This window comes from Paenarthrobacter ureafaciens (assembly GCF_004028095.1).
Lineage (GTDB): Bacteria > Actinomycetota > Actinomycetes > Actinomycetales > Micrococcaceae > Arthrobacter > Arthrobacter ureafaciens.
The window spans coordinates 713,938-740,522 of record NZ_SBHM01000007.1 but is presented as its reverse complement, the minus strand read 5'-3'; the positions used below and the strand labels follow the sequence as shown (position 1 = coordinate 740,522).

The following is a 26,585-nucleotide window of genomic DNA, read 5'->3' as shown; positions in this document are numbered from 1 at the left end:
GAGTGGTCGGGGGCCTTATGTGGATAGCCCGACGAGAAATTTGCTGGATCATTCCGGCCTTGGCCCTCGGGACCCCGCCATTTTCGGGGCTTCGCCTACGGTCCGGTACGAATGATCCAGCAAAATTGACGGACCAGGTGGCGGCGGGGTTTGCGGCCGCGGCTATCGTGGGGCGCAAAATGGAGCATGCGTACTTTCGGGGTGGAGGAGGAGCTGCTCATCGTCGATCCCGTGACGGGTCAACCTCTGGCCCTCGCGGATGCGTTGATCAGCGGAAGAGGGCAACAGGACGGGACTTCCGAGGGCGACGGTTCAGGGCTCAGCCACGAACTAAAGCTGGAACAGATCGAGACCCAGACCCGGCCCTGCCATAGCTACGACGAATTGCTGCATCAGATCAGGCGGGGCCGGGCCTTGGCAGACCAGGCCGCCCGCAAGCACGGGGCCCGCGTAGCCGCACTTGCCACTTCGCCCCTCGCTTCCACCCCGCACACGACGCCCAACCCCAGGTACGCGGAGATGCTGGAGCGCTTTGGACTCACCGCGTACGAGCAGCTGACGTGCGGCTTCCACGTGCACACCTCGGTGGAATCGCCTGAGGAAGGCGTCGTAGTCCTGGACCACATCCGGGACAAGCTCGCTGTCCTGACCGCCATCAGCGCCAATTCTCCCTACTGGCGCGGACAGGCCACCGGCTTTGACAGCTACCGGACCCAGGCCTGGAACCGCTGGCCAACGTCCGGGCCGTCCGCTGTGTTCGGTTCCCTGACCTCCTATCGGCGTATGGTCAAGCGGCTGTTGGAGACGGGCGTGCTGCTGGATGAGGGCATGATCTACTTTGACGCCCGCCTCTCCCGGGACCACCCCACAGTGGAGGTCCGGGTTGCCGACGTCTGCCTGCGTTCGGAGGATGCGGCCTTGATTGCCGTGCTGGTGCGGGCTTTGGTGGAGACGGCCACCCGGGAGATGCTCGACGGCGTTGAACCCGCCTCGGTGCCGACGGCGTTGTTGCGCATGGCCAGTTTCCAAGCCAGCAACATGGGTTTGCGCGGTGACCTTCTTGACTTTGGTGAATTCCGTCCCGAACCGGCCACAAGCGTGGTGTGGGCATTGGTGGAGTACTTGGCCCCTGTTTTGACGGAACAGGGCGAGCTGGAACTGGTGAAAGCAGGTTTAGCGAACATCCTGGAGCGCGGAAACGGCGCCCATCAGCAACGGGAAGCTGCGGCTCGCTTCAACAGCCGCCAACGGGACGGCCAAAGCCCCGCAGGGAGTCCGCCCAGTGTTGAGGCGTTGGGTGCCGTGGTGGGGCATGCCGTCAAAGTCACCGTCTCCGGCACACCGGGAGGTGCCATCAAGGATCCCGATCCCGTGCTGGCACGCGTCCGCCGGTCCTAGGAACTCCGCACTACGGGACCTCAGCCAACCGCGGGAACTCAGCACTGCGGGAACTCAACCAACCGCGGGGTCGCCCGCGGGAGGCTCCGGATCCCACACCATCAGGTACCCTCCCACAGTCGCCTCCGTAACGTAGAAGACGAACGGCGGAATGTCCTTGGCCTTGAGCAGGATGCCGGCGAAAAGTACCGCAGCACTGCTGGCCGTCAGCCCCACCCAGCGGTTTGCCGGCGATCGCAGCAAGCCGGTGCCGAGGGCGGCCAGGCCGGCGATGTGCAGCCATGAGTAGCCCAGGAACGGAACATTCGAGCCGCGACGATACGCAAACCGTTCAAGGTCCGACGCCCTCCGGGACAGGCTGTACACAAACAGCGGAGCTCCGGCCAGGAGCGCCGCAGCCGAGGCCTCTACCCAGTGCTTGGCCTTGGCGTCAGGCATGGCCCGTGCCAAGGCGGCGAATCCAATCGGCACGGCCGCGGTCCCGGCTGCGGCCACGTGGTGGCCGGTCACCCATCCCCGCTCACCCCGCAGAAGCAGCCTCAAACGCTCGGCCGGATCGTGGGTGGTATAGACGCGGGGCACCGGAGATATTCCCGCCAGCCACACGACCGAACCCGCAACAATGACAGCCCCCGCGCGGCGGTATGGATGCCTCATGGCATGAGATTAGACCTGTTTGAGGGCCTTCTCCAGATCCAGGATGAGGTCGTTGACGTCCTCGAGCCCAACGGACAACCGGACCACGCCGTCGGAGAGCCCGATGGCTGCACGGCCTTCGGGTCCCATGGCCCTGTGGGTGGTGGTAGCCGGGTGGGTAATGAGCGACTTCGAGTCGCCCAGGTTGTTGGAGATGTCGATGACCCGCAACCCGTCGAGCAAGGCGAACGCGGCTTCCTTGGCGGAGCGGCCGGACGACGGCGAAAGCTCGAACGTCAACACGGTACCGCCGGCCTTCATCTGCTTGGCGGCCAGCTCATACTGCGGGTGGGATGTGAGCAAGGGGTATTTGACCCAGTTGATCGCAGGCTGGTCTTCCAGCCATTCGGCAATCTTCAGCGCAGAGGCGGAACTGTGGTTCACCCGCAGGCCCATGGTCTCCAGGCCCTTGGTCAGCACCCACGCGTTGAACGCGGACAATGACGGCCCGGTGTGCCGCATGAGTTGCTTGACCGGGCCTTCGATGAACTCCTTGGTGCCCAGGATCGCGCCGCCCAGTACGCGGCCTTGGCCGTCGATGTGCTTGGTGCCGGAGTACACAATGACGTCGGCGCCGAGCTCGCCGCAGCGCTGGAGCAGGGGAGTGGCAAAGACGTTGTCCACCACCACTGTTGCCCCGGCGGCGTGCGCGAGCTCGCTGACGGCAGCGATGTCCACGATCTCCTGCATCGGGTTGGACGGGGACTCGAAGAACACCGCGGTGGTGGGCTGGGCGAGGGCAGAGCGCCACTGGTCCAGGTCGGGGCCGTCCACGAACACGGTCTCCACGCCCCACCGCGGCAGGATCTCGTTGAGGATCACAAAGCAGGAACCGAAGAGCGAGCGGGCGGCAACCACCCGGTCGCCGGCGCCCAGCAGGGCACCAAGGGCTGTGAAGACTGCGGACATGCCCGACGCCGTCGCGAAGCAGGCTTCGGTGCCTTCAAGGAGACGCAGCCGCTCCTGGAAGGTGGCAACGGAGGGGTTGCCGTAGCGGGAGTAGACGAAGCGTTCGTCTTCTCCGGTGAAGGCGCGCTCGGCAGCTGCAGCCGACTCGTAGACGAAGCCGGAGTTGAGGAAGACGGGCTCCGCCGTTTCCTGGAAATTGGTACGGTCAAGGCCACCGCGAACGGCTTGGGTGTCTGGATTCCAGCCGGCGGCGTCAGGGTTGAAAGTCACTTCTTATTCGTTTCCAAGGTTGGTTGGCAGGCCGCGGTTTTTCCAGCCGTTGACGGTTCGTTCGCCGTAACGGTCCGGTTCACCTTCGAAGCCTTCGAGGACGTTGTAGGCGGTGAAACCTGCCTGGGTTGCGGCGATGGCCGCAGCAATGGAGCGCTGGCCGGACCGGCAAAGGAACACAAGCTCAACGCCGTCTCCCTCGGGTGCCTGTTGCTGCAGGTCTTCGATGAAGCGGGAGTTCGGGACGCCGCCTGCAAGGTTCCACTGGATGAACAGGGGATCGTTTTCCGTGGCCTTGGTGTCGGGGATGCCGATGTGGGCCCACTCGCCCTCGGTGCGGACGTCCACCAGGATGGCACCGTCCTGCAGCTTCGCCCAGGCATCCTGCGGGGTCAGGTCTCCGGCGTAGCTCATGCGTGGCCCTCGAATGCTGCCTCGTCTTCGTAGTTCTCCAGCTCATCCACGGCATTGGCCACGGCGGCATCCGCGCTGGCGACGGCGGCAGGCAACACCACTGCCTGTGCCACGATGACGTCCGTTCCGTTGAAGGTGGCCGACGGGCTGCCATGCAGGACGTAGCCTTCAGCGAGGGCGTTGCTGATCCGTTCGCAGAAGTCCCGGGTGTCCGGGCCCGTGATCAAACGGTAGGAAAGTCTCTCTTCGATGGGTTCAGGCATTAATGTGCTCCTCAGTCACGCTTGCAGTTCGAAGTGTCGAATACGCCGAGTAGTCACCTGAGGCACCCCGCCGCGGGAGAGGGTTGCCGACCAGCAAGTCAGGGCTTGGCGCTGGTACTCATTACTCAAGAAGAAAATAACATCCGCGGCCGTTGCGACGCATGTGGCGGGTGTCCCGCCGTCGTCATGTTGCGTAACCGGACCGGCCGCCGGGACTGGACCATTTAAGACGTCACGGGAGCATAATTGACGCAATACGACCCCCTGTAACTTCGCATGAAATCAGGTCGCGGTGAACGGACAGAGCAGTTCTACACTCAAGCCCATGCTGCATTTCGGATGGTTCGTGGGCCATGGATTCGGTGTCCAGGGCTGGGGGACTCCCGGCTACAGCCTTGGCTATGACTGGAAGAAGCCTGCGCTCTACCAGGAGGCGGTCAGGGCTTTTGAACGGTCGGGGCTGGACCTGTTCATCATCGAAGATTCACTCACCGTCCCGGACACGTACGGCGGCACCGCGGAAGTGTCGCTCGCGCACGCGTCCTTCGCTCCGAAGCACGATCCCTTGGCCCTGGTGCCGTACCTGCTGTCCGCGACGGAACACCTTGGCATTGTGCCCACCATCAGCGCGTCCTTCTACCCGCCTTTCACCGCGGCCAGGCTCCTTGCCACCCTGCAGCATTTCTCCGAGGGCCAACTCGGCTGGAACGTGGTGACCTCCGGCAGCGACCTCGCCGCGCAGAATTACGGACTGGACCAGCAGATCGAGCACGACCTGCGTTACGAGAAGGCGGAGGAATTCGTCGACGTCGTCCGGCGGCTTTGGCGGAGCTGGGAACCGGACGCCGTGCTGGAGGACGTGGAGGCAGGCCGGTTTGCGGACCACACCAAAGTCCATCCCATCAACCACGACGGGCAGTTTTTCAAGGTCCGGGGTCCGCTGAATACGGCACCCCTTCCCGAGGAACCCGTACTGGTGCAGGCCGGTGCATCGCCCCGGGGCAAGGCGTTCGCGGGTGGCCACGCCGACGTCGCAATCGCCCTGGCCCGGGGCGTCGACGGGATGAAGGCCTACCGCGATTCCATCCGTGCCGAAGCCGCAAATGCAGGACGGAATCCCGACGACGTCAAGGTACTTTTTGTCCTCAAGCCCACCGTGGTGGGGTCTGCTGCGGAGGGGGAGGAACTGCGGGCACGGCGCAAGGAGCTGACGCAGCGGGACATCGACAGCCAGCTCAACTCGATCTCCTACCTTTCGGTGATCGACTTCAAGCAATTCGACCTCGATCAGCCCCTCCCCGAGCTGAGCACTAACAGTAACCAAGGAACGCTGGAACACTTCGCCAAAGCGGCTCCTCCCGGGTCCACGCTGCGGCAGATCCTGCAGGCCCGCAGCGGCGGCGCCGGTGATTCGATCATCGGGACCGCCGGAGAGATCGCCGACTACCTCGAGGAGACGGGCGAGGCCGTGGGCGGTGACGGCTTCCTGTTTTCCGGGTTCGTCGATCCGGTGACGGTGCATGGGGTCCTGGACAAACTGACTCCCGAACTTCGTCGCCGCGGCCTGCTGAGGAAAAGCTATGGCAACGGCGGTTTCCGGCAGAATCTCCTGGATTTCTGACCATGTTTCCGGAGTCGAAGGTGCTGCTGATCGGGACGGCGCCCGTTCATTCAGAAAGCATCGCCATGGCGGCGGCGGAAGACTCCTGCCACGTGAAACTCAACCATGATGCCCTGACTTTGATCGGCCGTTCACGGGAAGTCGTGGAGCACGTGGCGGCCTCCGGCGAGCGGGTTTACGGCCTCAACACCCTCCTGGGGTCCGGCCGCGATACCGCTGTTGAGGAAGGCTCCATCCTTGCCTACCAAGTGCAGGTGGTCAGGTACCACAACAGCGGGGTGGGACCCTACCTGAGCCGCGCCGAAGCACGTGCCGTGATCCTCGCCCGCCTGGTCGGATTCAGTCGCGGCGGCTCCGGCGTCCGGCCCGAAACAGCCCGCTTCTACGCCGACCTCCTGAACCGTGGCGTCCACCCCGCCATCCCGGCCGAAGGTTCGGTGGGCTCTTCCGACCTCACCCAACTGGCCGCCGTCGCCGCCGTCGCGATCGGTGAGGGAGAAGCGCTTGACGCGTCCGGCGTCCTGGTGCCCGGCGCCAAGGCCCTCGCGGACGCCGGACTTCAGCCCCTCACGCTCCACGCCGGTGAGGCCTTGGCCCTCGTCAGCGCCAATGCCTATTCGGTAGGTGCCGGCACCCTCGCCTTGCTGAGGTTGCGGCATGTGGCCCGGCTTGCGGACGTCGCGCTCGCCCTCTCCCTGGAAACCATCGCAAGGTACGACGGCGGCGGCAACCTCAGCCCCTTCTCGCCGGCTATCCAATCGGCCAAGGCCGTGGACGGCCAACGGGAATCGGCCGCCGCCGTCCGCCGCCTGTTGAGCGGCGGGTGGCTGGAAGACGTACGCCCGGAAGTTTCCGTGCAGGACCCCCTGTCCTTCAGGGCTGCGCCTCAGACGCACGGGGCGTTCAGGTCCGGGGTGGGGCAGTTGGCGGCAGCGTTGGACGTGGAGTTGAACGGCAGGGGTGACAATCCGCTGGTGGACCTCGAATCGGGGCAGATGGTCTCCGGGGGCAATTTCCAGCCGATGCAGCTGGCGTTGGCCTTCGAGGGCTTGCGCTTGGCGCTCGCCCACGTGGGCATCCCGAGTGAACGCAGGATCGCCAAGCTCTACCCGCCGCAGCGTGCCATCCGGGCGAAGCACCTTGCCGCAGCGGCCGGGTCCGGCCTGGTGCAGGAAGAGTTGCCGGGGCTGCTGTGGTACTCGGCGGCCGGGCTCCTCGCCGAACTGAAATTCCTGGCAGCGCCGGCCACCCTTGGCGCACCCACCTTGTCCGCCGACGTCGAAGACCATTCAACCCTCGCGCCGCTCGCCCTGCAGCAACTGGTGAAATCCGTGGACGCCGTGGAGAAGCTGCTCGCCATTGAGGCCCTGACGGCGTCCTATCTGCTGCTCGAAGCGGGAGCTGCGCAGCCGCTGGGCAAGGGGACCGCCGCCGTCGTTGGCCGCCTTGCCGACGTCCTTGCAGACCGGCCGTCCGCCCCGGAACTTGTGGAGCACGCGCGGCGGGAGCTTCGGATTGTTGTTGACGGACTCCGGCAAGGTGGAAACGAATGGTGACGACGGCACATCGGAAGCACGGCGCGCATGCTGCAACTGTCCCTGCCGATGCGCTGGACGCCTCCGTGCTGGAGCGGGTAGGGAACACCCCGCTGGTGAAGCTCGAAGCCCTGGGCCGCGGGTTGGGCAGCAGCATCCACATTAAGCTTGAGTCGGAGAATCCCGGCGGATCCATCAAGGACCGGACGGCCTTGAGCATGGTCCGGGCAGCCGAACGGTCCGGCGAGTTGAAGCCCGGGGCCACCATCGTGGAGAGTACGTCGGGCAATACGGGGATCGGCCTCGCGCTGATCGGGCGGCTCACCGGGCATCCGGTGGTGGTGGTCACCGGCGACACCATTTCCTCGGAAAAACTCGCCGCCTTGCACAACTACGGTGCGCGGGTGATCCTGACCGATTGGAGTGCGCCGTCCGAATCCCCGGAGAACGCCCGGGCCGTGGCTGCACGCGTTGTGGAGGGGACCCCCGGAGCTTGGCGTCCCATGCAGTTCGACAACCCGGCCAACCCCCTGGCGCATTACCGGACCACGGGACCGGAAATCTGGGAACAGACCGGGGGCGCCGTAACCCACTTCGTGGCGGGCATCGGCACTGGCGGGACCATCAGCGGCAACGGGCGGTACTTGAAGGAACGGGTGGCGAAGGAGCGGCCGGGCGGGCACGTAGAAGTGGTGGGCGCCGATCCCTACGGCTCCGCCTACAGCGGTGGCCATCCCGGCGAAATCCTGGTGGATGGCGTGGGGAACTCATGGCCGGCCGCGGAGTGGCCCAAGATCTTCGACCGCTCGATCGTTGACCGATTCCTCCGCATCCCCAACGACGAGGTCTACACAGTGGTGCACCGGCTTCTTGACGAAGAGGGCCTGTCCTTGGGGCCGTCGTCGGGACTCACTGTGGCAGCGGCCTTGCGGGTGGCCAGGGCGGCGCCCCACGGTTCGGTGGTGGTGGCGATAGCCCCCGACGCCGGCACGAACTACCTCAGCAAAGCCTTCAACCCGCAGTGGCTGGCTGAGAACCACATCCGCCTCGCGGTGGACATCGTCCCCGGCGAGTGATCCCTCTATCACGTCCCGCCGGGTTTTGGCGGCGCTCTATCACGTCCCGTTGCGCTAGGCTCCAAGCATGCCCGAACAGGAGACAACGCCGCGCCTCGCCGGCTATCTGGACAAGCAACAGCCGGACCTCTACGCCACGTTGACGCACTACTCGCAGCAGTTAGTGGATGAAGCCGACCGGGTGGGGATTCCGCGGAAGACCTTGGAACTCATCAACTACCTGTGTTCGCAAATCAACGGATGCGCGTTTTGCCTGGACCTTCATCACCGGCGGGCCTTGAAGTACGGAGAGACGGAGCAGCGGTTGTCCCTGGTTGCCGTCTACAGGGAAGTGGGGCTGTTCGAGGCCGCAGAGGTCCTGGCCATGAAGATTGCCGAGCAGATCACCCGAATGAGCACCTCCAGGCCCAGCGCCGAGCTCTTCGCTGAAGCCCGGGAGCACTATTCGGACGAGCAGATCAGCGTGATTTGCATGGCAGCAATCGGCATCAATGCCTTCAACAGGCTGTCCATACTGAGCGAGCATCCGGTCCGGGTGGCCAAGAAGTAGCTGTCCAGGCGTACCTCCACGACCCTCTTTGGGCTCACTAGGCGCCGCTAGGCCGGGTTTTCCCGGCGTGTTGGGCCTCCGCCGTCTCAAAGTGGGTGGTGGCGGCACACCCTGCCGAGGCTTCGAGGGCTTTTAGATAGAGATTTGCAGACGAAAGCAGCCCCCGTGCAACCAATGAAGGTTGCTCGGGGGCTGCCCTGGTTCCAAATGAGGTCAGGAGCCTACAGAGGCCTTGCCCTCGACCGCTCGGGGGAGCCGCCGGCGTCGTCCGTACTTGAAGTAGAAGACGGCGTAGCAAGCACCAACGAACGGGATGCCGAACAGCAGCGCTGCAACCTGGTTGGGATCGAAGGCGATGCCCACCAGGGACACAACGCACAGCGCAAACGCGAGGATTGGTACCAGCGGGAACAGCGGAGCGCGGTAGGGGAGCGAGGAGAGGTCGCCGCCGTTCCGTACGAAGGTCCGCCGGTAAACGAAGTGCGAGGCCACGATGGACATCCAAACGCCCACGGTTGCGAAGCCCGCAACAGAGACCAACACAAGGTAAACAGTGGCGGGTGCCACGACGCTGCTGATCAACGATGCCAGCCCGCCCAGCATGCTGACGCAGAGTGCGACCATGGGGATACCGCGCTTGGTGAGTTTTCGGAACGCCTTGGGCGCATGGCCCTCGTCGGCGAGGGAGAACAGCATCCGCGCACAGGAGAAGAGGCCGCAGTTGCCGGCGGACAACAACGCTGTGATGATCACGAAGTTCATGATGTCCGCAGCGAACGGGATGCCGAGCATGGAGAACACCGTCACGAACGGGCTTTCGTCAACGCTGACCTTCTCGTAAGGGATGGTTGCTGCGATGACCAGAATCGCCCCGACAAAGAAGATCATGAGCCGGATGACCGTGGTGCGCATGGCCTTGGGGATGTTCTTGCCCGGATCCTCGGTTTCACCCGCAGCCACACCGATGAGTTCCGAACCGGAGAAGGCATAGAACACGGCCAGGCACGTTACAAAAACGCCGGTGAAGCCGTTGGGGAACAAGCCTTGGGAGGTGGTGAAGTTCTCCGTCAATGACGGGTAATCGCCCTGCGCCAGCGGGTGGAAGCCCAGCAAAGCGGCGCCGCCCAGGATGATCAGCCCGACGACGGCGGCAACCTTGATCAGCGCGAACCAGAACTCCGATTCGCCAAAGACACGCGATGAAATCGCATTGAGGGTGAAGAGGACGGCGGCGAAGATGAAGCACCAGATCCAGACGTCGACGTCCGGGAACCAGCGCTGCATGAGCAACCCGGCTGCTGTGAACTCCGATCCCAGGGCCACCGCCCAGCAGAGCCAATACAACCAGGCAGTGGCGAAACCGGTGGCGGGCCCAATGGTCCGCGCTGCATAAATGTGGAACGCGCCTGAGACGGGGAACGCAACGGCGAGCTCCCCGAGGCAGGCCATGACCAGGTAGACCACCACGGCGCCGACGAGGAAAGCGATGACGGCTCCCAGTGGTCCTGCGGTGGCGATGGTGTAACCCGAGCTGACAAACAGGCCCGAACCGATGACGCCGCCCATGGCGATCATCACCAGGTGGCGGGCACCCATGGAACGGCGAAGGCCTTCGGCGGAAGACCCTCGATCCGATGCATCAACGTCTGAAGGCCTTCTGTCCGACGACGCGTCGGTGGCCGATCCCTCGGCATGTGTTGGGGAGCTGAGTCCCATATTCCCTCCGGAAAGTTAGCCGGCAAACTCTAAAAGGTGGTGCAAGGAGGAGGTGATCCAACTAACACGAGAACAAGGTTCATCACAGGACGAAGCCCCATTTCAAGGAGGCTAAGGAAGCCGATTGGACGCGAAGGAGCGCAAAGCCTGAGCTTAAGAGTTTCTAATCAGAGCGTCATCAGAGCGATTACTTCACTTGCTGTCTGTTAGGTTCCTTGCGGGCAGCTTCCGTGCAGGCGCCTGGACCCAGGGTGCACCCCCGCTGCACCCAAGGCGCACGTCCAGGACGTGTTCCTATTCGATGCCCGCGAAAAGCTGGTTCAACTCAGCGGTCAGCTGCTTGCGGACTGCGGGCGAGCCGATTTCCTGGCCATTGATGTGGTTGACGGGCGCGATCAAGCGAATGCTCGAAATCAACCAGACAGCATCAGCATCAAAGAGGTCCTGAGGCACCAGCGGACCGTAGCCGAGCTCCCAGCCCGCTGCCTTGGCCGCCGCAAAAAGGGCGCCTTGGGACGTGCCGGGCAGGATGCCGCTGTCCAGTTGGGGCGTGATCAGGCGCCGGACCGTCTTGACGGAACCTTCGCCGTCGTCCACCGTCTCCAGGTGGGCCAGCAGCACCGTGGAGGTAGGCCCTTCAAGGACGCGGCCGTCGGTGGACGTGAAGATGGCGTCGTCCGCCCCCTGCTTGTGCGCGTAACGCAGCGCGGCCATGTTCACGGCGTAGGACAGCGTCTTGGCGCCCAGCAGCAGCCAGGGCGCCCGTTCGCTGGCCTCGGTGTCGAAACCGCGGTCAAGAAGTACGACGTCGATGCCCGTCTCGCGCTGCCGGCGACTGCCCGCGGGTGAGGGCGAAGCCTGGACCCAGCACGTGGGCGTTGCGGCGCCTTCGACGCCGCGGGTCACCAGGAGCTTGACGACGACTTCGTCTTCCTCGGGCGTTGGAGCAGGGTAGTTCGTGCGGAATTCGGCGAGGGCGGTATCGATGGCGCTGCGCCAGGCATCCTGCCCCGGAATGGCCAGATCGAGTGCCGCTGCGGAACTGCCCAAGCGGTTCAGGTGCGCCTGTACCTTGCGAGGCCTGCCTTGGACGGCGAGCAGGGATTCAAAGACTCCGTCACCGCGTGTGGCACCCAGATCCGTGGCCATGAGCTGCGGCTGGCTGGAATCGGCCACCCTGCCGTTCGGGTAGGCAGGATCAAGGAAAACGAGGACCGTTGGCGCGGGAGAAGTCATGATCCCAGCTTAGTGGCGCTCGGCAACGCGCACGGCGGATAGGCTGTGGTCACCGTTAGTTCATGAACCGTGGGGGTTTGTCGAATGCTTTTCCCTTTTCCGCTGGGCCCTGAATGGACGTGGCTTTTGGGCGTTTGGGTCATTGCGGAAGTCATCATGCGCATTGTCCTCCTGGGCATCATTCCCGGTAATCGCCGCCCCACCACGGCCATGGCCTGGCTGCTGGCCGTCTTCCTGATTCCTTCCGTGGGCTTCGTCCTGTTCCTGCTGTTCGGCAACTTCAGGCTCTCCAAACGCCGGAGGGAACAGCAGGAAGCGGTCAACCACAGGGTCCGGTCCGTCACGTCCGATCTGTCCGACCCCACGAGCGAGTACTCCGGCCCGGAATGGGTCCGTTCGGCCGGCGAGCTTAACCACCGGCTGGGTTCCTTGCCCATGGTTGACGGAAACAAAGTGGAACTCATCCCGGGCTACGAAGAGTCCATCAAGGCCATGACAGAGGCCATCCGCGGGGCCAAGAGCTACATCAACGCCGAGTTCTACATCATGAGCAGCGACTACGTGACTGATGAACTGCTGACCGAACTGGAGAACGCCACGGAACGCGGCGTCACTGTCCGGTTGCTCTTTGACCACATTGGCACGCTCCGCATCAAGGGTTACCGGCGGTTGAAGCGCAGGCTCAAAGCGAGCAAGATCCAGTGGCGGCCCATGCTTCCCCTGCTACCCATCCACGGGCAGTGGCGTCGCCCCGATCTCCGTAACCACCGCAAGATCCTGGTGATCGACGGCTTGCTGGCTTTCACCGGTTCGCAGAACCTGATTGAGCCGTCCTACAACAACCCCAAGCATCGCAAGGTGGGTCGGAAATGGGTGGAGCTCATGGCCCGCCTCGAAGGTCCGATCGTTCCGACCCTCAACGTCGTCTTCGCCACCGACTGGCTCAGCGAGACCGACGAATCCCTTGAAGACCAGTTGCGCCTTCCGGAGCAGTCGAATCCAGGACGCGTCACGGCCCAGGTGGTGCCGAGCGGTCCGGGGTTCTCAACGGAGAACAACCTTCGCCTGTTCAACACGCTGATCTATTCGGCACAGCACCGGATCTCCATTTGCAGCCCGTACTTCGTCCCTGACGATTCACTGCTCTACGCCATCACCACTGCTGCCCAACGGGGAGTTGACGTGGAGTTGTTTGTCTCGGAAAAGGGCGATCAGTTCCTGGTCCACCACGCCCAACGGTCCTACTACGAAGCACTCCTGGGCGCGGGGGTCCGCATCTACCTGTACCGGGCTCCGTACGTCCTCCACGCCAAGCACTTCACGATCGACGACGAAGTGGCGGTGCTCGGTTCCAGCAACATGGACATGCGCTCCTTCTCCTTGAACATGGAGGTCTCGGTGATGCTCCTGGGCGCCGACACCGTGAACCTCATGCGGGCCGTGGAGTCCACGTATCGCGAGGTTTCCCGTGAGCTTACCCTCGAGGATTGGGTGCACAGACCCCCTCTTGCCAAGTATGTGGACAACGTGGCCCGGCTGACGGCCACCCTCCAGTAAAAGGGCCCCGAAACGGCTCAAACGAAGCAGCCAACGGAACGCCCACGGAGGCTCAGGACGGGAATGTCGCTCCAAGGGTCGACAGAACGCCGAAGGCCTTCGTGCGGATCTCGTCGTACTCGTCATCCGGCGTCGAGTCCGCAGTAACCGCCCCGCCGACCCCCAGGCTGAGCGTTCGTCCGCCGCCGCCGTCGGGGTTTATCACCAACGTGCGGATGACGACCGCCAGGTCCGTAGCGGCGTTCATCGAAAAGTAGCCGATGGCGCCGGAGTAGACGCCGCGCGGGCCTGCTTCCAAGCGGTCCAGGATGTCCATGGTGCTGATCTTCGGCGCCCCGGTCATGGAACCGGCCGGGAAGGCGGCAGCCACGGCCTCTGCCCGCGGTGCCCCGGGCCGCAGGTGGGCGTCCACGGTGCTGACCATTTGGTGGACGGTGGCGTAACTTTCGATCGCGCACAGCCTGCTCACCGTCACCGAGCCCGGCACCGCGAAGTGGCTGAGGTCGTTGCGGAGCAGGTCCACGATCATGATGTTCTCGGCGCGGTCTTTCAACGAGGTCTCAAGATCGTGCCGCAGCCGGATGTCCTCGGCGTCATCTGCCGAACGACGGCGCGTGCCCTTGATGGGTTCGGCCCGCATCCCGCCGTCGGAGGTGATCCGCAGGAAGCGTTCCGGAGACGTACTGGCAATCGCCAAGCCGCCGAACCGCAGGTAGCTCGCGAACGGGGCGGGGTTCCGGCGACGCAGGGCTTGGTAGCTTTGCCACGGGTCGAGTTCCCCCGCGGGGGCCTCGAGCGTGGTGGTGAGGCAGACCTCGTAGGAGTTTCCCTCGCTGATTTCGTGCTGCGCCTCGGTGATTTTGCGCCTGTAGTCGGTGGCCGAATCCCTGCAGGCGAACTCCGGGGAAGCGGCCGCAACGGCTTGCCCGGTGGTATCGATGGGGACACCCACGGCGCGGCGGCCGGAAACCGGGAGGCCGGAAACCGGGCGGACCGTTGCCGGGTGCACGGCAGGGTGTGCGTCAGCTGCCCCCACGGCGGCGCGGGCAACGCTGAACCATTCGTCGGCGTCGGGCGCTTCCAAAGCGAGCAGCCAGACGGCGTGCTCGCGGTGGTCCAGAACCAGCGCCCGCCCGGCGAAGACCAGCGCCGCGTCCGGGGTAGCGGAGCTGACGTCGTTGCCGCCGGTTTCCCGCTTGAGCTCGTAACCGAGGTACCCCAGCCAGCCCAGCGTGAACTGGCCGTCGTATCCCTCGGGAGAGCGCACTGCCCGGCGGCCCCACACCGAGTCCAGCCAGCGGAAGAAGGGGCCGGAGCTGCGCACGGTGGCCGAGCCGGTCGTCACCCACGTAGTCCCTGAGGAGTGGCGGACAGACTGGCCGAACGTCCCGCCGTCGTCGGCCATGATGCTGAACCGGCTGCGGGCGGCGGCCTGGGTTCCGCCGGTGATGGCGGTGTCGGCGTTGGAAGAATCGAGCCACACGGCATTCGTTGACGATCCGTAAACGTCCTGGAAGAGGGCTTCGGCGTCGGGCGCCGCGTCGATCCGTTCCGCCCGAAGCTGCAGGCCGCGTCGCGCGCTCAGCTCGGGCGAGAGCACGGCGGCCAGCGGTGCAAGGTACGTCATGGCCTGCAGCACGTGCGCGGGGGCGCTGCCGTCGGCGGGATTCTGCACGCGGATGTCCGCCGCTTCCGTCACAGGGTCAACGGCCAGCCACTCTTCTTCCTGCTGCGCCCAGGCGTCCCAGTACGGCTCGTAGCTCCCGCCGTCGCGCGCAAGGGCCCGACGACGGCGGTCCTCACCTGATGCTTCCACCCAGACGACGGCGTCGAGCATGCCGCGGGCGGCTTGGGCTGCCGCGCCGACGCCTTCAACAATAACGATTTCCGCGGGGAGCGTGACCTGGGTACGACCGTCGTAGTGCTTTTCCCAGTCCCAGCTGATCCATTCCGCGGGTTTGCCGTCGCGCAGCGGAGCAAGCACCGTTGCCACATAGCGCTCAATGCCGCTTGCCAGCCCGTTCCAGCCGGGGTAGATGTCTTCCAGATGGAACAGGGAAACTTTGTGGTGCTCCCGAAGGCGGGCGGCCAGTTCAACGGCGAGGGTGGTCTTGCCTGCGCCTGACCTCCCGTCGACAGCAATAATCACGGGGGCAGGGGTCATGACATAGAGGTTACCTGCTGGTGGTCCTCTGACCCGTCCAGCCGACCTGCTCCTTCGCGTTCGGCGATAGCCGCCTTGACGTGCTGCACGATTCCCGGGACCGCTGCCCTGATGAGGATCCATGTGTTGTCGAAGTCCGTATGGCCGCCGTACCAAGGGTCCTCGATGCCTTGGTCGAGGGAGCTGCGGCCGGCCATTGCGGGGTCGAAGCTGCGGAGCATGCGGACCCTGCCCAGTGCTTCCTTGTCCGGAGCGCCTTCCTGGAGCCAGCCGAAGTGGTCGACGTCCAGTGCCAGGATAAGGTCCCTCTCAATGAACCATTCGCGCCGCCATTCCCGTGCGATGTGGTCCTCCGACGCGATGTGCTGGGCCATCAGGACACGGGCCGCGCGGGGATCGATGGGGTGTCCCACCTCGTATCCCGTCGTCCCTGCGGAGTCCACCTCAACGAGGTGGCCGAGCCCTTCCGCTTTGAAGGCTTCGGTGAGCATGAGGGCTGCCATGGGCGAGCGGCAGATGTTCCCGGTGCAGACCGTAATGACGCGGTATGGGCTCGACGTTGAGTACATGGTGCAAGCATGATTCATGTCGCCCCGACTTGGCTAGTGGATTACTCGAATCACGTGTCACTTTCTGTGTCGAATTTGTCATATCCGGTGACAGGAGCTCGAAAATGCTCGGCCCGGCCTAACCCATGTAGGTCGCATTTGTGCGCGTTTTGAGGGCTCTAAACGCGCACAAATGCGACCTAGTTGGGAAATGGCTGGGCGGCTTCTACCTGCTCGAGGGTGGGGTACGCAGCTTGCGTGCCCTTCTTTGTTGCAGCCAGCGCAGCTGCCACCGAGGCAAACGACGCAGCCGCCACCAACGAATCGCCGGCGGCCAAACGCGCAGCCACGGCACCCGTGAAGGCGTCCCCGGCGCCGGTCGTATCCACGGCCGAGACCTGCGTTGGAGCAATGCGGGTCAGCTGCCCGCCCAGGGCCAGCGAATCCAGCACCACAGAACCCTGCGCGCCCAGGGTCACGAGCACCCGCTGCAGGCCCCGGTCCGCAAAGCGGCTCCGCACGGGCTCCCAGGCTTCCACTGCAGCGTCCGGATCCGGGATGCCGGCCTCCGAGCCCAGGAACAGTGCGGCCTCGTGGGCGTTCACCAGCAGGACGTCCGCCAATCCGGCCAACAACTCAGGCACCTCAGCGTAAGGCGACAGGTTCAGCAGTACCGCTGCTCCGGCGTCGTGCCCGGCTTGTGCGGCGGCTACCACGGTGTCGATGCCCACCTCCAGGCAGAGGCAGACGACGGCGGCGTCGCGGAACGCGTCGAAGTCCACGTCCGCGGGGGCGAGGGTGCCGTTGGCGCCAGCGGAGATGATGATGCTGTTCTCGCCGCGCGCGTCCACGGAGATCACCGCCACGCCGGTGGCCGTGTCGCAGCGCCGGACGCGGGAGACATCCACGCCGGCACCCGCGGTGGACTCGAGGAGCATCGTCCCGTTGGCGTCGTCGCCGACGGCACCGATCAGCGTCACATTCCCGCCGAGCTTGCTGGCCGCGACGGCCTGGTTGGCGCTCTTGCCGCCGGGATTCACCGCGAAGCCGTTGCCATGCACGGTCTCTCCCGGCTGGGGGAGGCGCTCGGTGTAGATGGTGAGGTCCGCATTGAGCGAACCCACGACGACGATCCCGGACCTGCTCATGCTGCTACCTCTTCGTGTTCGGCTACTTCGGCGTCGACGGGCTTGGGGATCAGCAGCGATGCGGCGAACGCGGCGAAGGTGATGGCAAAACCAACGACGACGACGGTCAGGTAGGACCCCTTCGCGTCACCCAGCGCTGAGGTAGCCACCAGGACTGCGGGAAGGACCAGGAAGCTGAGTCCGGCGCCGAGGTTGAAGGCCCCGGCGTTCATGCCCGGAAGGAAGCCCGGGTTGCCTTGCGGGGAGAGCACCACGCCCAGTCCGTTCAGCATGATGTTGACCGTACCGGCGTACATGATGCCCAGCAAGGCCGTGCCGACGATCATCATCGGCAGGTTGTTGAGGCCGAACAAGGCGATGATGGCCAAGGCCACGAGGCTGCCGACGAGGCCGATGCGAAGCACCTTTGTGTAGCCCAGGACCGGAGCCAGCCGGCCGCTGATCGGCCCGAAAAGCCAACCGAGCAGGGCGTACGGGGTAAGGATGATGAGCGACATCTCGGTGGGTCCCACGCCGAAACCCGGGTCTGCGGCCTGGACGTACGCCGGGACGATTCCGTTGATCACCGCGAAGATACCGGTCATGGTGAGCGTCGTGGTCAGCAGGGGAGCCCACGTGGAGCGCTGCCGCAGGTGCACGGTTTCCACCATCGGCTGCTTGGCGCGCTTCTCCACGGTCCAGAAGGCGAAGAACGCGACGGCGGCGACCACGGTCAGCACGACGGCGAAGGTAAGGGTTCCGGCGTCGAAGGCGGTGGCGAGTTTGGCGCCCTCGTTCAGCGCGGTCAGCAGGGCACCGACGGCGATGACGATGAAGAACACGCCGAGCCAGTCCATGGTGGTGCCGGCGGCGGGCTTGCTCTCATTGGCCAGGAAGGCAATCAGGAAAGTCGCCACGATGGCCAGGGCTACCATGAGCCAGAAGATGCTGCGGAATCCGAAGTTCTCCGCGAAGTAGCCGCCTACGAACGAGTCAACGCCCGCAACGCCACCGTTGACCGCGGTGATGAGGCCCATGAGTGCGCCGTACTTGCGGTTGTTGCTCACGGCCGAGCGAAGCATGATGAGGCACAGCGGAACGGTCGGGCCGCTGACGCCTTGGATGATGCGGCCAACGAACAGCCAGGTGACATCCGGGGCCAAGGCCGCAATGACCGAGCCCACGGCCATGAGGAGCATCATGCCGAGGAGGATCTTCTTGCGGCCCACGATGTCGCTGAGGCGGGGCAGGAACAAGGAGAAGAGGGCTGCAGCCGTGAAGAACCAGGTCTGCGACAGGCCGATGGTTGCCTGGTCGGTCTGAAGTTCGTTGCCCATGGTCACCAGCGCCGGGCTGAGCATGGACGCGTTGAGCTGGAAGGCCACGCAGGCTGCGAGCAGGGCAACCATGAGGGCTGTGACGTTGTTGCGGGTGGCGGTTGGGGTGGTCATCACTTTGCCTCTCCAGCCAGCACGGCCTCGGCAGTTTCGGCGACCAGCGCATCTGCGGAAGCGCCGCCGTCGTGCGTTGGTTCGCCAATCCGTTCAATCGCATCGATGACCAAATCCCAGAACTTGCCGTGGTCCAGGTCAACGGCAACGGATGTGTGGCAGTCCTCCGGAGCGGGCGCGCGGAAGTCGGCCACCGTCATCCCGAGCGTGAGCTTGCCCTGCAGTTCGATGTCTACGGGAACCTTGCGGGTGGTCATGACGGTGGGGTCGATGACGTAGGCAACGGCGCAGGGATCGTGCACCGGCGGGAAGTCGAAGCCTTGGGCATCCTTGTAGGTCTTCTTGAAGAATTCCATGAGCTCCAGGACGAACGTGGCAGGCTTGGTGCCGATCCTGGCGATCCGCTGGACGACCTCATCGGTAGCCAACGCCTGGTGCGTCAGGTCGAGGCCCACCATGACCACCGGCCATTTCTCGTTGAACACGATGTGTGCCGCTTCGGGGTCGATGATGATGTTGAATTCCGCCACTGCGCTCCAGTTGCCCACGTGGTAGCCGCCGCCCATCAGGACCACTTCCTTGACGCGCTCCACGATGCGCGGTTCCTTGCGGGCGGCCATGGCGATGTTGGTCAAACCAGCGGTGGGGACCAGCGTTACCGTTCCGGGCTCGTGCGCCATGACGGTTTCGATGATGAGGTCGACGGCGTGGCGCGGGTCCAGCTCGATCGCGGACTCGGGCTGTTCCGGGCCGTCCATGCCGGTTTCGCCGTGGATGCTCGGTGCGGTTTCGATGGTGCGGACCAAGGGGCGGTCGCATCCTGCGGCGAACGGGACGCCGGTGATGCCTGCGATCGTGGCAACCGAAAGTGCGTTCCGCGTGACTTTCTCGAGTGTCTGGTTGCCTACCACCGTGGTGACGGCCAGCAGCTCGATGTCCGGGTTGCCGTGAGCCAGCAGCAATGCCACTGCATCGTCATGGCCGGGGTCGCAGTCAAGAATGATCTTTTTGCGGGCTGTTATTTCCACGTCTCTCTCCACGTCATTGGGGCCTGTCCGTTGACCATGCCCCGTGACGGGGCGGCGCAGTGCCGGACAGGGTGCTCGGCATTCACGGGAATCATGGCACTCATTGAGGGTTTACGTCAAACGCTTAACGTTTGGAGCGTCAAGCGCTTGATGCCATACGGGACAAGAATTGCCCGGATCACGGCTAGGATCGATGCATGGACAGCCACCAACAGACCCGCACGCGCGCGCCCCGCGTTACGGCTGCGATGGTGGCGGCCAAGGCAGGGGTTTCGACGGCGACCGTCTCCCTGGTTGCCAACGGCAAGACCCAAGGGCGGGTCTCCGAGGAGAACATTTCCAGAGTCCGGACTGCGATTGCTGAGCTCGGTTACGTGGTGGACAGCATCGGCAGCTCCTTGGCACGCGGTGTCAGTTCGATCGTCATCCTCGTGACGCCGGACGTGTCCAACCCCTTCTTCGCCAACGTGATTGCCGGCGTCCGCGAATCGTTGGGTGCCCAATACCAGCTGCTGCTCTCCGTGATCGACGCCGGGGAGTCACCCCAGGCTGACGACGTCCGTAAGCTGCTGGCCCTCCGACCCGCCGGACTGCTGGTCGGCGCTCCCAGCGCCGAGTTCCTGGAAGACCTTTCCGCCGGCGGTCCGCTGGTCCTGCTCGACGCCCCCGGGCTGGATTCCTGGGCGCCGTCAGTCAACCTGGATGTTGCCCAAGGCGCCCGCGAACTGGCGCGCCACCTCGCGTCATCCGGGCACACCCGGGCCGCCTACGTGGACGGCATCACGGGGACGGAGACGTTCAAACTGCGCCGTGAAGCGTTTCTCGAGGAAGCTTCCCGCTGCGGGCTCACTGTCTCAGCGGACCACGTCATCAGCACGTCCATCGACGTCGGCGAGGCCGCCGCTGCTTTCGCCGAAGCCTGGCCCTCCTGGCAGCGCGAGGGAGTTACCGCCGTCGTATGCGGCACCGACACGCACGCCTATGGCGTGCTGCAGGAGGCCCGTGTGGAAGGTATCCGGATCCCGGAGGAAGTGGCCGTGGCCGGCTTCGATGACCTCCCGTATTCCGCCACAAGCAACCCGTCGCTCACCAGCGTGCACCTGCCCGCGACGGACCTGGGGCGGAAAGCGGGCGAGCAGTTGCGGGCGCTGATGGAGGGGCTGGCCCTGACGGAAGCGCACGTGACGTTGGAGAGTTCGCTGGTGGTCAGGGGATCCACTGTTCCCGCGTAGCCGGAGTTAGTGGATCACTGCCAGCAGGACGCCAACCAGGACGAAGAGGCAGCCGAAGACGCGGTTCAGGATCTTCTGCCCGTGGGCGTTATGGGTAAAGCGCTGGAATGACCTGGCGGCGAGGGCAAAGAAGAACCACATGACCATGATGTCGATGACGATCACCGTGGCCGTCAGCACGACGTATTGCTGGAGCAGGGGCTCACTCGGCCGGATGAACTGCGGCATGAAAGCCAGGAAGAACACGATCGCCTTGGGGTTGAGCAGGTTCACCCAGATGCCGCGCTGGAACATGGAGAGCGCGGGTTCGTTCTTCTTCTCCTCGACGGATTCCTTGTCCAGGTCCGGCTTGTGAAGGAACTGCCGGATTCCCAAATAGACGAGGTAGGCCGCCCCCGCGTAGCGGATGATGTTGAAGATCAGCGGCGAATTGGACACCAGGACGCCAACGCCCAGCGCCACGATCACAATGTGGATGACCAGTGCCACTTGCTGGCCGAGGATGCCCCAAATGGAGCGTCGGAAGCCCGAGTTGAGCGAGTTGCTCATGGTGAAGATTGCCCCGGCGCCGGGAGTGAAACTGATCAGGGTGCCGGCACCAACCAAGGCCAGCCAAAGGGAAAAATGCACCAGATCAGCTTATGGTGCTTTGGCCGGGCGAGTGAGGCAGACTAATGCCGTGACCGGAATCCCGTGGGTCCTGCACGTCGATCTCGACCAGTTCATAGCAGCGGTCGAGATACTTCGACGGCCCGAACTCGCCGGGAAACCCCTGATCGTGGGAGGTCGAGGGGATCCGAGCGAGCGGGCTGTGGTGTCCACGGCGTCCTACGAGGCCAGGAAGTTCGGGGTAGGTTCGGGCATGCCGCTGCGCATTGCCGCCCGGAAAGTGCCCGACGCGATCATCCTCCCTGTTGACCAGGAGGCATACCTCGCCGCCTCAGAGGTTGTGATGGCCACCCTCCGGAATCAGCCAGACGCCACGGTGCAGGTGCTGGGCTGGGATGAGGCCTTCGTCGGGGTGACCACCGAGGACCCCGACGGCTACGCCAGGCAGATCCAGCAGGAGGTCCTCAAGAACACCCGGTTGCACTGCAGTGTGGGCATCGGCGATACCTTGGTCCGCGCGAAGAATGCCACGGACTTCGGTAAACCGGCTGGCATCTTTCGCTTGACGGAGCAGAATTGGCTCGAGGTCATGGGGGATCGGCCCACGCGGGATTTGTGGGGAATTGGACCCAAGATTTCCAAGAGGCTCGCGGATCATGGCATTAACACCGTTAATGAACTGGCCGCTGTGGACCCGTCCAGCCTCGTGGAAGAATTCGGTCCGAAAATGGGCCCTTGGTACGCACAACTCGGCAGGGGTGAAGGTTCCAGCGAAGTTGACGATACCCCTTGGGTTGCCCGGGCGCACGGCCGGGAAACCACGTTCCAGCAGGACCTGACCGAGCCCGCTCAAATCAGCGACGCCATCAAGGAACTTGCCGCCAGGGTTTTGGAAGACGTCGCAGCTGAGGGCCGGCCTGTGGTCGGGCTGACGCTCAAGGTCCGCTACAAACCGTTCTTCACCAAGACCTATGCACGGAAAATCCCCGAAACCTTCGACCGCGCCGAGGTCCTCGCCCAGGCCCTGGGCCTGACCTCCAAGATGGAACCCGACCGGCCTATCCGCCTGCTGGGGTTGCGCGCCGAAATGGCCATGCCGGACGACGCCCGGAAGGGCCACACGCCAACCCGCAGCGGCTGGTGAAGCCGGCGTCGCTAAAGCACGACGCCGGCCTGACGCCTACCAGCGCGGGTGTCATTCTCCAATAGCCTGAAGTCTGCCTCCAGAGCCATTAGCCATCAGCTCGGGATTAAACTCGACATATTTCGCGTCATGAACCGAAGGTTTGTGTTTCGAGGTCGTTCTCGCTTTGCCCGCGCGTGGTCGAAAGAATTAATCGTGGAAATTCAGCGAGATCGTTGATAACTTCCTTCATCAGTACTAGTCTCAGAACGGGGTTCCCACCATAACGATGGAGGGAAAATGAAAACTTCAACGTCAAAGCTGAAACCTTTCGCACTGCCTATAGTGGCGTGCTGCCTGAGTGTTTTACTAATGTTTCTGGCGCCAGCAGCGGACGCCTCATGGAATTATCGTTACTTCGATGGCGAAAGCTTTGCGAACAGTCTCTGGCGAAGTGCAACCGGCACTGACTCGGGTGGTCGTGTCTACACGGGCATGGGCGCGGCGGGGTACGGCTTTAGTAACTATCAGTACACGGCAAGCTACGACGGCGCTACGGGTTATTGGATCTCTTCTGCATCTGGCGATACGGGTAGTTGGACAAATAATTGGTCAACATTGCACTACAGCGCCTTTCAAGAGTGCTGGTGGAATTCAAACTACTCTAATCCAGGACAGCCTGCGATGACATGTGAGCAATTCCGTGATTGATGGCAAAGAAGACTTCTAAGGAGAAAACCATGAAAAGATTTTCCAAGGTGCTTTCACTAGCTTGCGTCCCGGTGGCAGGCCTGGCCATAGGCGCGTCACCAGCTATGGCTCAACAGATCACCTCTCTGGATACACCGGTGCTGGTCCCCGCGCTGGCTTTCCCTCAGGGTTTGCAGGACAAGGAAATCGCAAGGTCTATACCGGGGCAGGCTGCCGTCGACCCCGCCAGTCTTCGTCTTCTCGGAGAGGACACAAATGGCAAATATTCCGTTGCACAAGCAGAGGGCGGAACGCAGATATGCATCATCGTTCAACTGCGCGGTGTTGGCTCTGTAGGGGGATCTTCGTGCACAACGAAAGAGCAGTTCGCCCTTTCAGGCGTAAGAGTGGGCGTTCAGGAGAACGGAGGGCGGGCTGTCGTCACGCATCTCCTGCCCGCGGATGTGGATGCAACTCCCATTAAAGCCAACTCGAATTTGACCGGGAAGTTTGTAAGCAATCTCGTGGTTCAACCGAATGCTTCCCCCGGGTCAGGACAAGTTGAACTTGACCGTCTAAAAAGCAGCGCCAAGTTCAATTATTCCGCTTTGCCGTTGGCTTTTAAGTAGCAATTGGATGCAGCATTCGAAGACTTCACTAGCTGTGGTTCCAATTTTGTCATTCGCCGTTGTGCTGGCAGCCGGATATCTCGCCCTGCAATCAGAGGGCATGCTCAACGGGTATCTCTTTGACTTCACCGGCACACCTGCAGTATCTATTGCCAAGCGGTTTCCTTGGGAACTTCACGTAGCTACTATCTTAGTGTGCTTCTCGGCTACCGTCGGCTATCGAAGGCTTGCGGTCAGTGTTCGCCTAAAGGCACTCGTGTTCGTCACCTTGGTGTTGGCCTCGGTTCTCTCGATTCTGCTCTATGAAACAATCCACACAACGAGGACCAATTTATTCGCCATGGCTTTTGTTGATGGAGGCGTTTCGCCCATGACGCTGGGACTGATTGCGGCCGTCGCCTCGGACTCAATCCATAGTCGACGAGGACGAGCCCGCGGCTCGCCATAGGACATCTGTGGCGGCGACCGACTGGTGGCGCCGCCACAGCTGACGCCTACCAGCGCGGGTGGATCGCTTCGCGGAAGTAGCGGTCATAGATGTCCCGGACGCCATCAAAAAGGCTGCCTTCCAGCGAGACGGAGCCCGCCTCAGCGTTCGCGCGGGCCTGCGACGCCGACCGGGCACCCGGAATGACTGAACTGACGCCGTCTTGGGCAATCACCCAGGCGAGGGCCGCCTGTGCGGTGGTGACGCCGTCGGGAACCAACTGGCTGAACTCCTGCGCTGCCCTGACGCCGGTGGCGAAGTCGACGCCGGAGAAGGTTTCACCGACGTCGAATGCTGCGCCGGTGCGGTTGTAGTTCCGGTGGTCGTTCTCCGGGAATGTTGTTTCCGCGGTGTATTTCCCGGACAGGAGGCCGGACGCCAGCGGAACCCGTGCAATGATGCCGACCCCTGCCTCCTTGGCGGCGGGCAATACTTCGTCCAGGGGCTTGAGCCGGAAGGCGTTGAGGACGATCTGCACGGTGGCGGTGTTGCCGCGCTTGATGGCTTCGAGGGCTTCATCGGTACGTTCAACGCTGACGCCGTAATTGCGGATGACGCCTTCGCTGACCAAGGTATCCAGGGCGTCGTAGACTTCGGAGTTGCTGTACACGGCTGTCGGTGGGCAGTGCAGTTGGACCAGGTCCAGGGTGTCCTGCTGGAGGTTGCGGCGGGACCGGTCGGTCCATTCGCGGAAGTTGGCCAACGTGTAGTTCTCCGGCACTTGGTCGACGCGTCGGCCCATCTTGGTAGCCACGGTGATACTAAGGTCCGGGTTGCTGCGCAGGAACCGGCCGATGAGTTGCTCGCTGCGGCCATCGCCGTACACGTCCGCGGTGTCGAAGAAGGTAACGCCGGCGTCGACGGATGCCTCAAGCACCGCCAAGGCGTCCTCTTCTGTAACGGATCCCCAGTCGGCCCCAAGTTGCCAGGTGCCCAGCCCCACGGTTGAGACGTTCCGGCCGGTCTTGCCAAGTATGCGCTGTTCCATGGAGTCGACTATATGGTGTTTGTGAGCGCTATCACCAAGTGCCCCGGGAATCCAGATCCGCCACTTTGCCCATGAGGTACCGCCTTTCCTGGAGGCTTCCCGTCTTGCCGGCGGCGGCCACGTACGCGGAACGGGCTTCCCGGAACGAACCGGAAAGTTCCAGTAGATGCCCCCGTACCGAGTCCAGCCGGTGCGACTTCCCCAGTGAGGAGCCCAGTCCGTCCAGCACGGCCAGCCCCGCGGCGGGTCCGCTGACGCGTGCAACGGCAACGGCCCGGTTGAGGGTCACCACGGGACTCGGGGCCAACCCCTCAAGCACCGTGTAGAGGGCAAGGATCTGCGGCCAATCGGTTTCCGCGTCGGACGCTGCTTCGGCGTGGACGGCGGCGATTGCGGCCTGGAGTTGGTACGGCCCCGGTGCCCCGCGCCCCGGCCCACCGCGACCGAGGACCGAGGACAGCAGGGCGATGCCCTCCTCGATCTGCCCGCGGTTCCACAAGCGGCGGTCCTGATCCGCCAACGGCACGGGCATTCCGTCCGGTAAAGTCCGCGCCGCGCGCCGGGAATCCGTGAGTAGCATCAGTGAGAGCAGCCCACTTGCCTCCGGCTCGTCCGGAAGGGCTTCCAGCAGCAGCCGCGTCAAGCGGATGGCTTCCGCCGTGATGTCCTCGCGTTGCAGCGAGTCACCCGAGCTTGCCGCGTAGCCTTCGTTGAAGATCAAGTAGAGGACGTGAAGTACGACGCCGAGCCTGGCGTTCCGCTCCGCCGTCGCCGGTTGCTCGAACCTGGCGCCCGCCTTCCGGATCGCCTGCTTCGCGCGGCTGATGCGCTGTCCCATGGTGGCTTCCGGGACGAGGAACGCGGAGGCGATTTCCGCCGTCGTGAGTCCTCCTACTGCCCGGAGCGTCAAGGCGAGTTGCGACGGTGCGGAGAGAGCCGGGTGGCAGCAGAGAAACATGAGCGTGAGGGTGTCATCGGCTTCGGAAACGGGGTCCGGCAGGGAGGTGTTGGGCGGCTCCATGGCCGCTGCCTGCTCTTCCCTGCCCCGGCGGGCGCTCTCGCTGCGCCAAGCATCGATCAACCGGCGGTTGGCCACGGAGAGCAACCAGGCTTTCGGGTTGTCCGGAAGTCCGGAGGGCCACCGCAGGGCAGCCTCGATGAGTGCCTCCTGGGTGGCATCCTCGCAGGCGTCGAACTGGCCGTGCCTGCGGACAAGCGCGCCAAGGACCTGCGGCGCGAACGTGCGCAGCAGGTCCTCGATTCCCGTG

At 63.9% G+C, this 26,585-nt stretch carries 25 protein-coding genes and 1 riboswitch; of the genes, 11 read left to right on the top strand and 14 right to left on the bottom strand.

The window, feature by feature from the left end; genetic code table 11:
• Positions 1-186 precede the first annotated feature (186 nt).
• Complete coding sequence (locus tag AUR_RS07640) at positions 187-1,398, top strand: glutamate--cysteine ligase 2 (protein WP_062098217.1); 1,212 nt, start codon at positions 187-189, stop codon at positions 1,396-1,398.
• A gap of 54 nt (positions 1,399-1,452) precedes the next feature.
• Here the strand turns inward: AUR_RS07640 and AUR_RS07635 are convergent, their stop codons facing one another.
• From AUR_RS07635 to AUR_RS07620, 4 genes are read right to left on the bottom strand one after another with little or no spacing between them, the layout of a single operon-like run.
• A complete protein-coding gene (locus tag AUR_RS07635) occupies positions 1,453-2,055 on the bottom strand; it encodes a hypothetical protein (protein ID WP_062098215.1) in 603 nt (200 codons plus the stop codon).
• A 9-nt stretch (positions 2,056-2,064) separates the two neighbouring features.
• On the bottom strand, positions 2,065-3,273 hold the full coding sequence (locus AUR_RS07630) for an O-succinylhomoserine sulfhydrylase (RefSeq protein ID WP_062098213.1): 1,209 nt from the start codon (positions 3,271-3,273) through the stop codon (positions 2,065-2,067).
• A 3-nt stretch (positions 3,274-3,276) separates the two neighbouring features.
• Positions 3,277-3,687 carry a rhodanese-like domain-containing protein gene (locus AUR_RS07625; protein WP_021474072.1) on the bottom strand — a complete coding sequence of 137 codons (411 nt, stop codon included), beginning with the start codon at positions 3,685-3,687 and terminating at the stop codon, positions 3,277-3,279.
• On the bottom strand, positions 3,684-3,950 hold the full coding sequence (locus AUR_RS07620) for a DUF1737 domain-containing protein (protein ID WP_021474073.1): 267 nt from the start codon (positions 3,948-3,950) through the stop codon (positions 3,684-3,686). The genes AUR_RS07625 and AUR_RS07620 overlap by 4 nt, the downstream gene beginning before the upstream one ends.
• A 12-nt stretch (positions 3,951-3,962) precedes the next feature.
• Positions 3,963-4,076: riboswitch (SAM riboswitch) on the bottom strand.
• 166 nt (positions 4,077-4,242) lie between these two features.
• Between AUR_RS07620 and AUR_RS07615 the strand changes: the two genes are divergently transcribed.
• From AUR_RS07615 to AUR_RS07600, 4 genes are all read left to right on the top strand, one after another.
• Positions 4,243-5,571 carry an NtaA/DmoA family FMN-dependent monooxygenase gene (locus tag AUR_RS07615; protein WP_062098211.1) on the top strand — a complete coding sequence of 443 codons (1,329 nt, stop codon included), beginning with the start codon at positions 4,243-4,245 and terminating at the stop codon, positions 5,569-5,571.
• A gap of 2 nt (positions 5,572-5,573) precedes the next feature.
• Positions 5,574-7,127 (top strand): aromatic amino acid ammonia-lyase, encoded by a 1,554-nt coding sequence (locus AUR_RS07610; protein ID WP_062098209.1) that lies wholly within the window; start codon positions 5,574-5,576, stop codon positions 7,125-7,127.
• A complete protein-coding gene (locus tag AUR_RS07605; protein WP_128397106.1) occupies positions 7,121-8,182 on the top strand; it encodes a PLP-dependent cysteine synthase family protein in 1,062 nt (353 codons plus the stop codon). Before AUR_RS07610 ends, AUR_RS07605 begins: the two co-directional genes overlap by 7 nt.
• Positions 8,183-8,249: 67 nt before the next feature.
• A complete protein-coding gene (locus AUR_RS07600; protein WP_021474077.1) occupies positions 8,250-8,732 on the top strand; it encodes a carboxymuconolactone decarboxylase family protein in 483 nt (160 codons plus the stop codon).
• Positions 8,733-8,945: 213 nt separating this feature from the next.
• Here AUR_RS07600 and AUR_RS07595 read toward each other — a convergent pair whose 3' ends face one another.
• A complete protein-coding gene (locus AUR_RS07595) occupies positions 8,946-10,448 on the bottom strand; it encodes an amino acid permease (RefSeq protein WP_031217070.1) in 1,503 nt (500 codons plus the stop codon).
• 294 nt (positions 10,449-10,742) lie between these two features.
• Entirely contained in the window at positions 10,743-11,684 is a 942-nt protein-coding gene (locus AUR_RS07590; protein WP_062098205.1) for an aminodeoxychorismate lyase, read from the bottom strand.
• An 84-nt stretch (positions 11,685-11,768) separates the two neighbouring features.
• On the opposite strand from AUR_RS07590, the gene cls reads away from it, so the two are divergent.
• Positions 11,769-13,241 carry a cardiolipin synthase gene (cls, locus tag AUR_RS07585; protein WP_021474080.1) on the top strand — a complete coding sequence of 491 codons (1,473 nt, stop codon included), beginning with the start codon at positions 11,769-11,771 and terminating at the stop codon, positions 13,239-13,241.
• A gap of 52 nt (positions 13,242-13,293) precedes the next feature.
• On the opposite strand, the gene pabB is transcribed toward cls, so the two are convergent.
• The 5 genes from pabB to uriH all read right to left on the bottom strand — a co-directional run bounded on the left by pabB (position 13,294) and on the right by uriH (position 19,559).
• Positions 13,294-15,405, bottom strand: coding sequence for an aminodeoxychorismate synthase component I (pabB, locus tag AUR_RS07580; RefSeq protein WP_062098203.1), 2,112 nt, complete (start codon positions 15,403-15,405; stop codon positions 13,294-13,296).
• Positions 15,402-15,974: a low molecular weight protein-tyrosine-phosphatase gene (locus AUR_RS07575; protein WP_031217071.1), complete on the bottom strand. Its 573-nt coding sequence runs from the start codon at positions 15,972-15,974 to the stop codon at positions 15,402-15,404. The genes pabB and AUR_RS07575 overlap by 4 nt, the downstream gene beginning before the upstream one ends.
• 179 nt (positions 15,975-16,153) lie before the next feature.
• Positions 16,154-17,101 (bottom strand): ribokinase, encoded by a 948-nt coding sequence (locus AUR_RS07570; protein WP_062098201.1) that lies wholly within the window; start codon positions 17,099-17,101, stop codon positions 16,154-16,156.
• A complete protein-coding gene (uriT, locus tag AUR_RS07565; protein ID WP_062098199.1) occupies positions 17,098-18,531 on the bottom strand; it encodes a uridine transporter UriT in 1,434 nt (477 codons plus the stop codon). The genes AUR_RS07570 and uriT overlap by 4 nt, the downstream gene beginning before the upstream one ends.
• A complete protein-coding gene (uriH, locus tag AUR_RS07560) occupies positions 18,531-19,559 on the bottom strand; it encodes a uridine-preferring nucleoside hydrolase UriH (protein WP_021474086.1) in 1,029 nt (342 codons plus the stop codon). The genes uriT and uriH overlap by 1 nt, the downstream gene beginning before the upstream one ends.
• 197 nt (positions 19,560-19,756) lie before the next feature.
• Between uriH and AUR_RS07555 the strand changes: the two genes are divergently transcribed.
• Complete coding sequence (locus tag AUR_RS07555) at positions 19,757-20,791, top strand: LacI family DNA-binding transcriptional regulator (RefSeq protein WP_062098198.1); 1,035 nt, start codon at positions 19,757-19,759, stop codon at positions 20,789-20,791.
• A gap of 6 nt (positions 20,792-20,797) precedes the next feature.
• Here the strand turns inward: AUR_RS07555 and AUR_RS07550 are convergent, their stop codons facing one another.
• Complete coding sequence (locus tag AUR_RS07550; protein WP_021474088.1) at positions 20,798-21,421, bottom strand: LysE family transporter; 624 nt, start codon at positions 21,419-21,421, stop codon at positions 20,798-20,800.
• A gap of 49 nt (positions 21,422-21,470) precedes the next feature.
• Between AUR_RS07550 and AUR_RS07545 the strand changes: the two genes are divergently transcribed.
• The 4 genes from AUR_RS07545 to AUR_RS07530 all read left to right on the top strand — a co-directional run bounded on the left by AUR_RS07545 (position 21,471) and on the right by AUR_RS07530 (position 24,290).
• Positions 21,471-22,544 (top strand): DNA polymerase IV, encoded by a 1,074-nt coding sequence (locus AUR_RS07545; RefSeq protein WP_062098196.1) that lies wholly within the window; start codon positions 21,471-21,473, stop codon positions 22,542-22,544.
• A gap of 279 nt (positions 22,545-22,823) precedes the next feature.
• On the top strand, positions 22,824-23,234 hold the full coding sequence (locus AUR_RS07540) for a hypothetical protein (RefSeq protein ID WP_128397105.1): 411 nt from the start codon (positions 22,824-22,826) through the stop codon (positions 23,232-23,234).
• A gap of 29 nt (positions 23,235-23,263) precedes the next feature.
• Positions 23,264-23,842: a hypothetical protein gene (locus AUR_RS07535; RefSeq protein ID WP_021474090.1), complete on the top strand. Its 579-nt coding sequence runs from the start codon at positions 23,264-23,266 to the stop codon at positions 23,840-23,842.
• Positions 23,843-23,849: 7 nt separating this feature from the next.
• A complete protein-coding gene (locus tag AUR_RS07530; RefSeq protein ID WP_128397104.1) occupies positions 23,850-24,290 on the top strand; it encodes a hypothetical protein in 441 nt (146 codons plus the stop codon).
• Between the two features lie 46 nt (positions 24,291-24,336).
• Here AUR_RS07530 and AUR_RS07525 read toward each other — a convergent pair whose 3' ends face one another.
• Complete coding sequence (locus AUR_RS07525) at positions 24,337-25,317, bottom strand: aldo/keto reductase (protein ID WP_062098194.1); 981 nt, start codon at positions 25,315-25,317, stop codon at positions 24,337-24,339.
• Positions 25,318-25,348: 31 nt separating this feature from the next.
• Positions 25,349-26,566: an RNA polymerase sigma factor gene (locus AUR_RS07520; RefSeq protein ID WP_062098192.1), complete on the bottom strand. Its 1,218-nt coding sequence runs from the start codon at positions 26,564-26,566 to the stop codon at positions 25,349-25,351.
• Positions 26,567-26,585: the final 19 nt, after the last annotated feature.

Coding starts and splice junctions, on each gene's coding strand:
- AUR_RS07595 (WP_031217070.1), bottom strand. CDS start 10,448: ATGGGACTCAGCTCCCCAACACATGCCGAGGGATCGGCCACCGACGCG.
- AUR_RS07530 (WP_128397104.1), top strand. CDS start 23,850: ATGCAGCATTCGAAGACTTCACTAGCTGTGGTTCCAATTTTGTCATTC.
- cls (WP_021474080.1), top strand. CDS start 11,769: ATGCTTTTCCCTTTTCCGCTGGGCCCTGAATGGACGTGGCTTTTGGGC.
- AUR_RS07635 (WP_062098215.1), bottom strand. CDS start 2,055: ATGAGGCATCCATACCGCCGCGCGGGGGCTGTCATTGTTGCGGGTTCG.
- AUR_RS07610 (WP_062098209.1), top strand. CDS start 5,574: ATGTTTCCGGAGTCGAAGGTGCTGCTGATCGGGACGGCGCCCGTTCAT.
- AUR_RS07640 (WP_062098217.1), top strand. CDS start 187: ATGCGTACTTTCGGGGTGGAGGAGGAGCTGCTCATCGTCGATCCCGTG.
- AUR_RS07605 (WP_128397106.1), top strand. CDS start 7,121: ATGGTGACGACGGCACATCGGAAGCACGGCGCGCATGCTGCAACTGTC.
- AUR_RS07590 (WP_062098205.1), bottom strand. CDS start 11,684: ATGACTTCTCCCGCGCCAACGGTCCTCGTTTTCCTTGATCCTGCCTAC.
- AUR_RS07620 (WP_021474073.1), bottom strand. CDS start 3,950: ATGCCTGAACCCATCGAAGAGAGACTTTCCTACCGTTTGATCACGGGC.
- AUR_RS07570 (WP_062098201.1), bottom strand. CDS start 17,101: ATGAGCAGGTCCGGGATCGTCGTCGTGGGTTCGCTCAATGCGGACCTC.
- AUR_RS07555 (WP_062098198.1), top strand. CDS start 19,757: ATGGACAGCCACCAACAGACCCGCACGCGCGCGCCCCGCGTTACGGCT.
- AUR_RS07575 (WP_031217071.1), bottom strand. CDS start 15,974: ATGTACTCAACGTCGAGCCCATACCGCGTCATTACGGTCTGCACCGGG.
- AUR_RS07525 (WP_062098194.1), bottom strand. CDS start 25,317: ATGGAACAGCGCATACTTGGCAAGACCGGCCGGAACGTCTCAACCGTG.
- uriT (WP_062098199.1), bottom strand. CDS start 18,531: ATGACCACCCCAACCGCCACCCGCAACAACGTCACAGCCCTCATGGTT.
- AUR_RS07600 (WP_021474077.1), top strand. CDS start 8,250: ATGCCCGAACAGGAGACAACGCCGCGCCTCGCCGGCTATCTGGACAAG.
- AUR_RS07540 (WP_128397105.1), top strand. CDS start 22,824: ATGAAAACTTCAACGTCAAAGCTGAAACCTTTCGCACTGCCTATAGTG.
- AUR_RS07535 (WP_021474090.1), top strand. CDS start 23,264: ATGAAAAGATTTTCCAAGGTGCTTTCACTAGCTTGCGTCCCGGTGGCA.
- pabB (WP_062098203.1), bottom strand. CDS start 15,405: ATGACCCCTGCCCCCGTGATTATTGCTGTCGACGGGAGGTCAGGCGCA.
- AUR_RS07625 (WP_021474072.1), bottom strand. CDS start 3,687: ATGAGCTACGCCGGAGACCTGACCCCGCAGGATGCCTGGGCGAAGCTG.